The sequence below is a fragment of the Natronorubrum amylolyticum genome, from assembly GCF_052040145.1.
Taxonomy (GTDB): domain Archaea; phylum Halobacteriota; class Halobacteria; order Halobacteriales; family Natrialbaceae; genus Natronorubrum.
In genome coordinates, this window is record NZ_JBPPFW010000003.1 from 406,262 (window position 1) to 415,162 (window position 8,901).

Consider the following 8,901-nt stretch of genomic DNA (forward strand, 5'->3'; position numbering starts at 1 on the left):
ATAACAATGGCACTGACACCCGAGACCCTCCCACGACACGAACTCAACGGGCTTCCCGTCCGCGTCGTCGAGAGCGACGACGCCTCGCGGGTCGGCCTCGAGGGACGCGTCGTCATCGAGACGACGAACACGCTGTCGATAGAAGTTCGGGACAACGGCGAGTCTCGGGTGTTGATGGTGCCGAAGTCGGGCTCGACGTTCGAGTTCGCGATCACAGATGAAGCCGCCGGGGACGAGAAGTCCTCGGGGACTGCGTCCAAACTGGCCGATACTCAACCCGACCCGTCCGAGGAATCGGACGAGTCGGACGGAGCCGGCGGCGATGCTGCCGGCTGTCGTGGCGATGATCCCTCGCAGGACCACCGCCACGTTGCTGGCGAGGATGTAGCCTACGTTACGGTCGATGGATCGCGGCTGCTCTCACGACCCGCCCGACGCACGGAAACGAATGGTGACTCACCATGGCAATAGGACTAGACGTTGAAACCCCTCCGGAACCCGAAAACCCGGAGGAATACGACTACGAGACGTGTCCGTTCTACGGCGAGCTTCCCGTTCGAGGACAGATCCTCGAAGGGCAGGTCGTCTCGACGGACATGGACAAGACCGTAGTCGTCGAGCGAGAGTACGACGTGACGGTTCCGAAGTACGACCGTCAAATGAAACGTCGCTCGCGCGTTCCGGCACACGTGCCGGGCGTGCTCGAGCAACTCTCGGTCGGTGACACGGTCAAGATCGCAGAGACCCGACCACTATCGAAGACGAAATCGCACGTGGTCGTCGAAGTAACCCAAGAAGCGACGGCAGAGGACGTCGCTGAACTCACCGGCGAAGCGGAGCCGGACCCACAGCTCTCGGCCGAAGACCTCAGCGCCGAGAGCGACGAAGATGACGAAGAGGGTGATGAGTGATGGAGGCAATGAAAGCCGACGTCACGCAGGGACTCAAGAAGGGGTCGCTGGTCACGTGTGCCGACAACACCGGCGCACGCGAACTCAAAGTCATCAGCGTCGCGGGCTACCACGGCACCAAGAACCGCCAGCCGAAGGCGGGAATCGGTGACAAAGTGACCGTCTCGGTCACCAAGGGTACCCCCGAGATGCGCCGGCAGGTCCTCGAGGCCGTCGTCGTCCGCCAGCGGCAATCGATCCGCCGGCCCGACGGTACGCGCCTGAAGTTCGAGGACAACGCGGCCGTCATCATCGACGAGAACGAAGAGCCCCGCGGTACGGAGATCAAGGGCCCGATCGCCCGCGAAGTCGCAGAACGCTTCGGAGCGATCGCCTCTACCGCAACGATGATCGTATAGAACTATGAGCGAACAACCAACCAAACAGCGAAACGAGACTGCGCGTGCACCGCTGCACAAGCGAGGAGCGCAGCTCCACGCGACGCTGTCCGACGACCTCCGCGAGGAGTACGGCACCCGTCGAACCCGCGTCAACGCGGGGGACACGGTCGAGGTCATGCGCGGCGACGACGCCGGCGAATCCGGCGAAGTCCTCCGCGCGATCCTCGAGGATGGAACCATCCACGTCGAGGGCGTGACGGTCGAGACGGCAGACGGCGAAGAAGTGCCGCGGCCACTCGCCCCCTCGAACGTCCGACTCACGGACCTCAATCTCGAGGACGAGCGTCGTGAAGCACGCCTCGAAGGTGATAGCGAATGACGAAACACCAGAAACGACTGTCAGTACCGAAGTCCTGGCCGGTCGAGCGCAAGACGGAGACCTTCACGGTCAAAGCCGGCGCTGGACCGCACGGTAAAGACGGCGTGCCGCTCGTCGTCTTGCTGCGGGACGTACTCGGCTACGTCGACTCCAAGAAAGAAGCACGATACGCCCTCTCCGAGGATGCGATCCTCGTCAACGGGGAACCGATCAACGACGAACAGCGCCCGATCGGCATGTTCGACATCGTTGCGTTCCCCGGCCGAGAGGAGTACTACCGCGTCTTCCCCGACGAAGGCGGTCGGCTCGCGCTGACCGAAATCGACGAGGATGCTGCCGGAAGCCGCCTCGGCAAGATCAAGGGCAAACAGCAGGTTCCCGGTGGAAACACCCAGCTGACCCTCCACGATGGCACGAACGTCATCGTCGACGACGAAAGCGAGTACAACTCGGACGACTCGATCGTCGTCGACAACGAGGACAAGTCCATCGTCGCCCACTTCCCGTTCGAAGAGGGTGCGCTCGTGACGGCCGTCCGTGGCAACCACGGCGGCAAGATCGGCGAGATCGACGCGATCGACATTACGCCGGGCAGCGGCCCGAACACGATCGGTGTCGACACCGAGGACGGCGGCTTCGAAACCATTCAGGAGTACGTCGTCGTCATCGACGAGAACTTCACGGGTGATGACGAATGAGCGAAGCTGAAGCCGGCGAGTTCCACGAGATGCGCGAACCCCGCGTCGAGAAAGTCGTCGTCCACATGGGCGTCGGCCGCGGTGGCCGCGAACTCGGGAAAGCCGAAGACATCATCGAGGCGGTCACGAACCAGCAGAGCGTTCGTACCCAGGCGAAAAAGACCGAACCCGACTTCGGTATCCGCCAGGGCGACCCGATCGGCACGAAGGTCACCCTCCGCGGCGAAGACGCCTACGACTTCCTCGAGAAGTCCCTGCCACTCGCGGAGTTCTCCGCGAAGCAGTTCGACGACACCGGCAACTTCAGCTTCGGCGTCGAGGAACACACGGAGTTCCCGAGCCAGGAGTACGACCCGAACGTCGGTATCTACGGCATGGACGTGACGGTCAATCTGGTTCGACCGGGCTACCGCGTGGCCAAGCGCGACAAGGCCAACCGGTCGATCCCGTCGAACCACCGACTCACCCCCGAGGACGCAATCGCGTTCATCGAGGCGAACTTCGACGTGACCGTCGAGGAGGCAGACGATGAGTGAAACTGAAACTGACGTAGAACGCGAGCAAACGGGCGAACACGCCGCAAAGCGCACGGGGCAGGAAGCGGCCTGCCAGCGCTGTGGCCGCAAACAGGGGCTCGTCGGCAAGTACGACATCAACCTCTGTCGCCAGTGTTTCCGCGAAATCGCTCGTGATATGGGATTCAAGAAGTATCGATAACATGACCGGAAACGATCCACTCAGTAACGCGCTCTCGGGGATCGACAACGCCGAGAGTGTGGGACACCTGTCCCACGAGGTAACGCCCGCCTCGAACGAGATCGGCAGCGTGCTCGAGGTCTTCTACGACCGCGGGTACATCGACGGCTTCGAGTACGTCGACGACGGTAAAGCCGGCCAGTTCGAGGTCGAATTGAAAGGAGCGATCAACCAGTGTGGCCCCGTCAAGCCCCGCTACGCCGCAGGTGCCGAGGACTTCGAGAAGTGGGAGAAGCGCTATCTTCCCGCTCGAGATTTCGGTGCGCTCGTCGTGACGACGAGCAGCGGCATCATGAGCCATTACGAGGCTCGTGAGCAGGGGATCGGCGGCCAGGTGATCGCATACGTCTACTAACCATGCGAGTCGAACTGGAAATCCCCGAAAACGTATCCGTCGAGATCGACCATCTCGACGTGACCGTCGACGGTCCAGAGGGCAACGTCACGCGACGTCTCTGGTACCCCGACGTGTCCGTCGAGCTCGAAGACGACACTGTAGCGATCGAAAGCGACAACGAGGACGCGAAAACGAACGCGACCGTTGGCACCTTCGAGAGCCACATCCGCAACGCCTTCCACGGCGTGACCGAGGGCTGGGAGTACAAGATGGAAGTCTTCTACTCTCACTTCCCGATGCAGGTCCGCGTGGAGGGTGACGACGTCGTCATCGAGAACTTCCTCGGCGAAAAGGCACCGCGACGTACGACTATCCACGGTGAGACCGACGTCTCCGTCGACGACGAACGGCTCGTCCTCTCCGGTCCGAACAAGGAGGACGTCGGCCAGACGGCGGCAGACATCGAACAGTTGACACGCGTCAACGACAAGGACACCCGCGTCTTCCAGGACGGGGTCTACATCACCGAGAAACCCGTCAAAGGAGGTGCCTGATAGATGGCAGACGAAGAACCCGAAGACAACTCGGCCGAAGACGAGCCCCAGGAGCTCGAAGACATCAGCGGCGTCGGTGCAAGCAAGGCAGAGGCCCTGCGCGACGCCGGATTCGACTCCATCGAGGACGTCAAAGAGGCAGACCAGGACGACCTGGCCGAAGCCGAAGGTATCGGGAACGCACTCGCGGCCCGTATCAAAGCCGACGTCGGCGACCTCGAGGTCTCCGAAGAGACCGACGCCGAGATCGAAGACGAAGGTGCCGACGAGGAGGCCGAAGCGGCCGACGACGTCGAGACCGAACTGCAGCCCCGCGGGCTGACCGAGAAGACGCCCGAACTCTCCGACGACGAGGAGCGACTCCTCGGTCGCCGGCAGAGCGAAGGAAAGCCGCAGTTCAACCGACAGGACTACCACAAGAAAAAGCGGACGCCGGAGTCCTGGCGCCGCCCACGCGGACAGCTGTCGAAACAGCGCCGCGGTGTCAAAGGTAAGGGCCCCAAGGTCCAAGCCGGCTACCGCACCCCCGAAGCCGTGCGAGGGAAACACCCCAGCGGCTTCGAGGAGGTCTACGTCGAGAACACGAACGACCTCGAGGGTGTCGACGGCTCCCGCGAAGCGGTCCGCATCGCCTCCTCGGTCGGCGCGCGCAAGCGCGAACGGATCGAAGAGGAAGCAGAGGAACAGGGCGTTCGCGTCCTGAACCCGACCTACGAAGAAGTCGAGGTGGAATCAAATGACTGATCTCTCCGCACAGAAGCGACTCGCAGCCGACGTCTTGGACGTCGGTCAGAACCGCGTCTGGCTCGATCCCGACGCCCAGTCGGAGATTGCCGAAGCGATCACCCGCGACGAGATCCGCGACCTCGTCGACGAGGGTCGCATTCAGGCCGACGACGCCTCCGGCAACTCTCGCGGCCGTGCCCGTGAGCGCAACAAGAAGCGCGCCTACGGACACCAGAAAGGGCCGGGCAAGCGCCGCGGCAAGAAAGGCGCACGCCAGAACGAGAAAGAAGAGTGGCAGAACAAGATTCGCGCACAGCGACGGAAGCTGCGTGAACTCCGCGATTCGGGCGAGCTGACGCCCACGCAGTACCGACAGCTCTACAAGAAGGCTGGCGGTGGGGAGTTCCGGAGCGTCCAGTACCTGTTGAACTACATCGACGAAACCTACGGTGACCAATAATGGCGACAGGACCACGATATAAGGTACCGATGCGGCGTCGCCGTGAGGTCCGGACGGACTACCACCAGAGGTTGCGCCTGCTGAAATCGGGAAAGCCCCGCCTCGTCGCTCGCAAGAGCAACAAGCACACTACGGCGCAGCTGATCACTCCCGGACCTCAGGGAGACGAGACGCTCGCAAGCGCACACTCCAGCGACCTAGAGGAGTACGGCTGGGAAGCCCCAACAAGCAACATCTCTGCGGCGTATCTGACCGGCCTGCTGGCCGGCAAACGAGCCGTCGACGCCGGTCTCGAGGAAGCGGTCCTCGACATCGGTCTCAACACGGCCACGCCCGGGAACAAGGTGTTCGCAGTGCAGGAAGGGGCCATCGACGCCGGTCTCGAGATTCCGCACAACGATAGCGTGCTCGCAGACTGGTCGCGTACCCGCGGCGAACACATCGCCGAGTACGCCGAACAGCTCGACGAGCCGCTGTACAGCGGGGAGTTCGACGCAGCGGATCTCCCAGATCACTTCGACGAAGTACGAGAGGCGATTCTCGAATGAGCAACTACAACGACAGCGGATGGGAACCCGTCACCCGTCTCGGTCGGAAGGTCCAAGAGGGCGAGATCGACGATATGGCGACCGCCCTCGCCTCGGGACTCCCGCTGAAGGAGCCCGAGATCGTCGACCAGCTCCTCCCCGGACTGGACGACGAAGTGCTGGACATCAACATGGTCCAGCGGATGACCGACTCCGGACGCCGCGTGAAGTTCCGATGCGTCGTCGCGGTCGGTAACCGCGACGGCTACGTCGGCTACGCGGAAGGCCGAGACGATCAGGTCGGCTCCGCCATCCAGAAGGCGATCGGTATCGCGAAGCTGAACATCATCCAGGTGCCACGCGGCTCCGGTTCCTGGGAGGACCGTTCGGATCGGCCACACTCGCTGACCCGTCGGACGACCGGCAAAGCCGGCTCCGTCGAGGTCGAAGTCATTCCCGCGCCCGAAGGGCTCGGACTGGCCGCGAGCGACACCGTCCGTCACGTCCTCGAACTGGCCGGCATCGAAAACGCCTGGACCAAGAGTCACGGCAACACCCGAACGACCGTCAACCTCGCGAAGGCGACGTTCAACGCACTCGAGAACGCATCGCAGTCGCGCCAGCCCCAGCAGCGGGGCCGACAGGACGAAGCCGAGGTGGCTGACCAATGAAAGCGATCGTTCAGGTTCGCGGTGAGGTCAACCGCAAGGGCGATATCCAGGACACCCTGGAGATGCTCAACATTCACAGCGTCAACCACTGCACGCTCGTCCCCGAGACCGACGCCTACCAGGGCATGATCTCGAAGGTCAACGACTACGTCGCCGTCGGCGAACCGGATGCCGACGTCCTCGAGACGCTGCTCGCGAAGCGAGCGGAGCCCCTCGAGGGCAAACAGGCGGACGTCGACGAGGAGTGGCTCGCGGAGCACACCGACTTCGACGACTTCGGTGGACTCGCCGAGGCACTGCTCGCAGAGGAGACGACGCTGCGCGAGCAGGGTCTGTCGCCGACGCTTCGACTGCACCCACCACGAGGCGGCCACGACGGCATCAAGAAGCCGACTGTCGAAGGCGGCCAACTCGGAAAGCATACAACAGCGCAGATTAACGACCTGCTAGAATCGATGCGATAACCATGACGAGTAAAAAACGACGCCAGCGCGGATCGCGCACCCACAGCGGCGGCACCCACAAGAACCGACGCGGTGCGGGCCATCGCGGTGGCCGCGGCCGTGCTGGACGTAGCAAACACGAGTTCCACAACTACGAACCGAAGGGCAAACACGGCTTCAAGCGACCGCAGAACATCCGCGACGAGGTCGCGGAGATCGATGTCCAGAAACTCGACGAGGACGCGATCCTGTACGTCGCCGACGATCTCGCAGACGAGACCGACGACGGCTACGCGATCGACGCTCGCGACGTCGTCGAAGACGGACACGAGGTCGACATAGTGAAGGTTCTCGGCTCGGGACAGGTTCGAAACTCCCTCGAGATCACGGCAGACGACTTCTCCGAATCCGCCGAGGAGAAACTCGAAGCTGCCGGCGGCGAGGCCGTGCTCACGGAACGAGCACAGCAGGCCGCGGAAGCCGAAGCTGAGGCTGAAGAAGCCGACGACGAACAGAACGAGGACTAACATATGGGATGGAAGGAAGCCGCTGAACCGGTCTTGACGCGGATGCCTGCAGTCCGCCGTCCGGAGGGACACGTTCCCTTCAAGCGCAAGCTGGCGTGGACTGCGGGGATCCTCGTGTTGTACTTCTTCCTGACGAACATCGCCTTGCTCGGGTTGCAGGGCGGAGAGGCGACCGACATCTTCGGCGAGTTCCGTTCGGTGCTCGCCGGCGAGATGGGGTCGCTGATGCAGGTCGGTATCGGACCGATCGTCACCGCCAGCATCGTCTTACAACTGCTCGGTGGTGCCAACCTGCTCGGTCTCGACACGGACGATCCACGGGACCAGGTGCTCTACCAGGGGCTGCAGAAACTGCTCGTCATCATCATGACGGCGCTGACTGCGCTCCCGATGGTGTTCGCCGGCGGCTTCCTGCCAGCCCAGCAGTCACTGGCTCTCGGCGGTCTCGAGTTCGGACAGACCGAAATCCAGGTGCTGATGTTCACCCAGATCTTCATTGGCGGGATCCTCATCCTGTATATGGACGAGGTCGTCAGTAAGTGGGGGATCGGCAGCGGGATCGGGCTGTTCATTATCGCCAGCGTGAGCCAGCGACTCGTCACCGGATTCATCCAGCCCAGCGCCGACGGGTTCTTCTACGACTGGTACCGGATTCTCACCGGGCAGATCGAGACCGGCTCGCTCGTCTCCGGCGACGGGCTCTACACGCTCTTGCTCGGCGAGGGTCAGATCGTCGCCTTGCTGACGACGCTGCTGATCTTCAGTATCGTCGTCTACGCGGAGTCCGTGCGGGTCGAGATTCCGCTCAGTCACGCCCGCGTCAAGGGTGCTCGCGGACGCTTCCCGGTGAAGCTCATCTACGCGAGCGTCCTGCCGATGATCCTCGTTCGCGCGCTGCAGGCGAACATTCAGTTCATGGGCCAAATTCTCGCCAGCACGTGGGACGGAATGCCGTCGTGGCTCGGCGTCTACTCCGGTGACGAACCCGTCAGCGGGTTCTTCTACTACACCGCGCCGATCTACTCCCCACAGGACTGGATGTGGTGGACCGGTGCCGTCACCCAGGATGCGTGGATGGTGTTGATCCGTATCTCCGTCGACCTGACGTTCATGGTCATTGGCGGGGCGATCTTCGCCATCTTCTGGGTCGAGACCACTAACATGGGTCCCGAGGCAACCGCACGCCAGATCCAGAACTCCGGGATGCAGATCCCCGGCTTCCGACAGAACGTCGGCGTCATCGAGAAGGTCATGGAGCGGTACATCCCGCAAGTGACCGTCATCGGCGGTGCCCTCGTCGGCCTGCTGGCCGTCTGGGCGAACATGCTCGGAACGGTCGGTGGTGTCACGGGAACCGGGCTGCTGCTGGCAGTCTCCATCACGTACAAGCTGTACGAGGAGATTGCCGAGGAGCAGATGATGGAGATGCATCCGATGATGCGCCAGATGTTCGGCCGCGAATAACCGGCGCACGTCTCGATCCACCGTTTTTCTCTGCGGTTCTCCCGTTGTCTCACACCAGTGACAGCGAC

The 8,901-nt window shown here is 62.8% G+C and carries 16 protein-coding genes; all 16 read left to right on the top strand.

Features of this window, described 5'->3' with window-relative positions:
- Positions 1-6: 6 nt before the first annotated feature.
- Genes ACSFDB_RS13370 through secY form a run of 16 tightly spaced genes read left to right on the top strand, consistent with a single transcriptional unit; the run spans position 7 to position 8,833 of the window.
- A complete protein-coding gene (locus ACSFDB_RS13370) occupies positions 7-471 on the top strand; it encodes a ribonuclease P protein component 1 (RefSeq protein WP_440771470.1) in 465 nt (154 codons plus the stop codon).
- Entirely contained in the window at positions 462-911 is a 450-nt protein-coding gene (locus ACSFDB_RS13375) for a 30S ribosomal protein S17 (protein ID WP_440771471.1), read from the top strand. Before ACSFDB_RS13370 ends, ACSFDB_RS13375 begins: the two co-directional genes overlap by 10 nt.
- Complete coding sequence (locus ACSFDB_RS13380; protein WP_090303786.1) at positions 911-1,309, top strand: 50S ribosomal protein L14; 399 nt, start codon at positions 911-913, stop codon at positions 1,307-1,309. The genes ACSFDB_RS13375 and ACSFDB_RS13380 overlap by 1 nt, the downstream gene beginning before the upstream one ends.
- Before the next feature lie 4 nt (positions 1,310-1,313).
- The gene (rplX, locus tag ACSFDB_RS13385; RefSeq protein WP_440771472.1) at positions 1,314-1,670 is read left to right on the top strand and encodes a 50S ribosomal protein L24; all 357 of its coding nucleotides are present in this window, start codon (positions 1,314-1,316) and stop codon (positions 1,668-1,670) included.
- Complete coding sequence (locus tag ACSFDB_RS13390; RefSeq protein ID WP_440771473.1) at positions 1,667-2,368, top strand: 30S ribosomal protein S4e; 702 nt, start codon at positions 1,667-1,669, stop codon at positions 2,366-2,368. Before rplX ends, ACSFDB_RS13390 begins: the two co-directional genes overlap by 4 nt.
- Complete coding sequence (locus tag ACSFDB_RS13395) at positions 2,365-2,904, top strand: 50S ribosomal protein L5 (RefSeq protein ID WP_440771474.1); 540 nt, start codon at positions 2,365-2,367, stop codon at positions 2,902-2,904. The genes ACSFDB_RS13390 and ACSFDB_RS13395 overlap by 4 nt, the downstream gene beginning before the upstream one ends.
- A complete protein-coding gene (locus ACSFDB_RS13400; RefSeq protein ID WP_006088310.1) occupies positions 2,897-3,085 on the top strand; it encodes a 30S ribosomal protein S14 in 189 nt (62 codons plus the stop codon). The genes ACSFDB_RS13395 and ACSFDB_RS13400 overlap by 8 nt, the downstream gene beginning before the upstream one ends.
- Position 3,086: 1 nt before the next feature.
- Positions 3,087-3,479, top strand: coding sequence for a 30S ribosomal protein S8 (locus tag ACSFDB_RS13405; RefSeq protein ID WP_090303782.1), 393 nt, complete (start codon positions 3,087-3,089; stop codon positions 3,477-3,479).
- Between the two features lie 2 nt (positions 3,480-3,481).
- Positions 3,482-4,015 (top strand): 50S ribosomal protein L6, encoded by a 534-nt coding sequence (locus ACSFDB_RS13410; protein WP_440771475.1) that lies wholly within the window; start codon positions 3,482-3,484, stop codon positions 4,013-4,015.
- A 3-nt stretch (positions 4,016-4,018) separates the two neighbouring features.
- Entirely contained in the window at positions 4,019-4,759 is a 741-nt protein-coding gene (locus ACSFDB_RS13415; RefSeq protein WP_440771476.1) for a 50S ribosomal protein L32e, read from the top strand.
- Entirely contained in the window at positions 4,752-5,201 is a 450-nt protein-coding gene (locus tag ACSFDB_RS13420; RefSeq protein ID WP_090303779.1) for a 50S ribosomal protein L19e, read from the top strand. Before ACSFDB_RS13415 ends, ACSFDB_RS13420 begins: the two co-directional genes overlap by 8 nt.
- The gene (locus ACSFDB_RS13425) at positions 5,201-5,749 is read left to right on the top strand and encodes a 50S ribosomal protein L18 (RefSeq protein WP_090303778.1); all 549 of its coding nucleotides are present in this window, start codon (positions 5,201-5,203) and stop codon (positions 5,747-5,749) included. The genes ACSFDB_RS13420 and ACSFDB_RS13425 overlap by 1 nt, the downstream gene beginning before the upstream one ends.
- Positions 5,746-6,399, top strand: a complete 654-nt coding sequence (locus tag ACSFDB_RS13430; RefSeq protein WP_090303777.1) for a 30S ribosomal protein S5 — start codon at positions 5,746-5,748, stop codon at positions 6,397-6,399. The genes ACSFDB_RS13425 and ACSFDB_RS13430 overlap by 4 nt, the downstream gene beginning before the upstream one ends.
- Positions 6,396-6,863 carry a 50S ribosomal protein L30 gene (locus ACSFDB_RS13435; RefSeq protein ID WP_440771477.1) on the top strand — a complete coding sequence of 156 codons (468 nt, stop codon included), beginning with the start codon at positions 6,396-6,398 and terminating at the stop codon, positions 6,861-6,863. Before ACSFDB_RS13430 ends, ACSFDB_RS13435 begins: the two co-directional genes overlap by 4 nt.
- Before the next feature lie 2 nt (positions 6,864-6,865).
- Entirely contained in the window at positions 6,866-7,369 is a 504-nt protein-coding gene (locus tag ACSFDB_RS13440; RefSeq protein WP_440771478.1) for an uL15m family ribosomal protein, read from the top strand.
- Positions 7,370-7,372: 3 nt separating this feature from the next.
- Positions 7,373-8,833, top strand: a complete 1,461-nt coding sequence (gene secY, locus ACSFDB_RS13445; protein ID WP_440771479.1) for a preprotein translocase subunit SecY — start codon at positions 7,373-7,375, stop codon at positions 8,831-8,833.
- Positions 8,834-8,901: the final 68 nt, after the last annotated feature.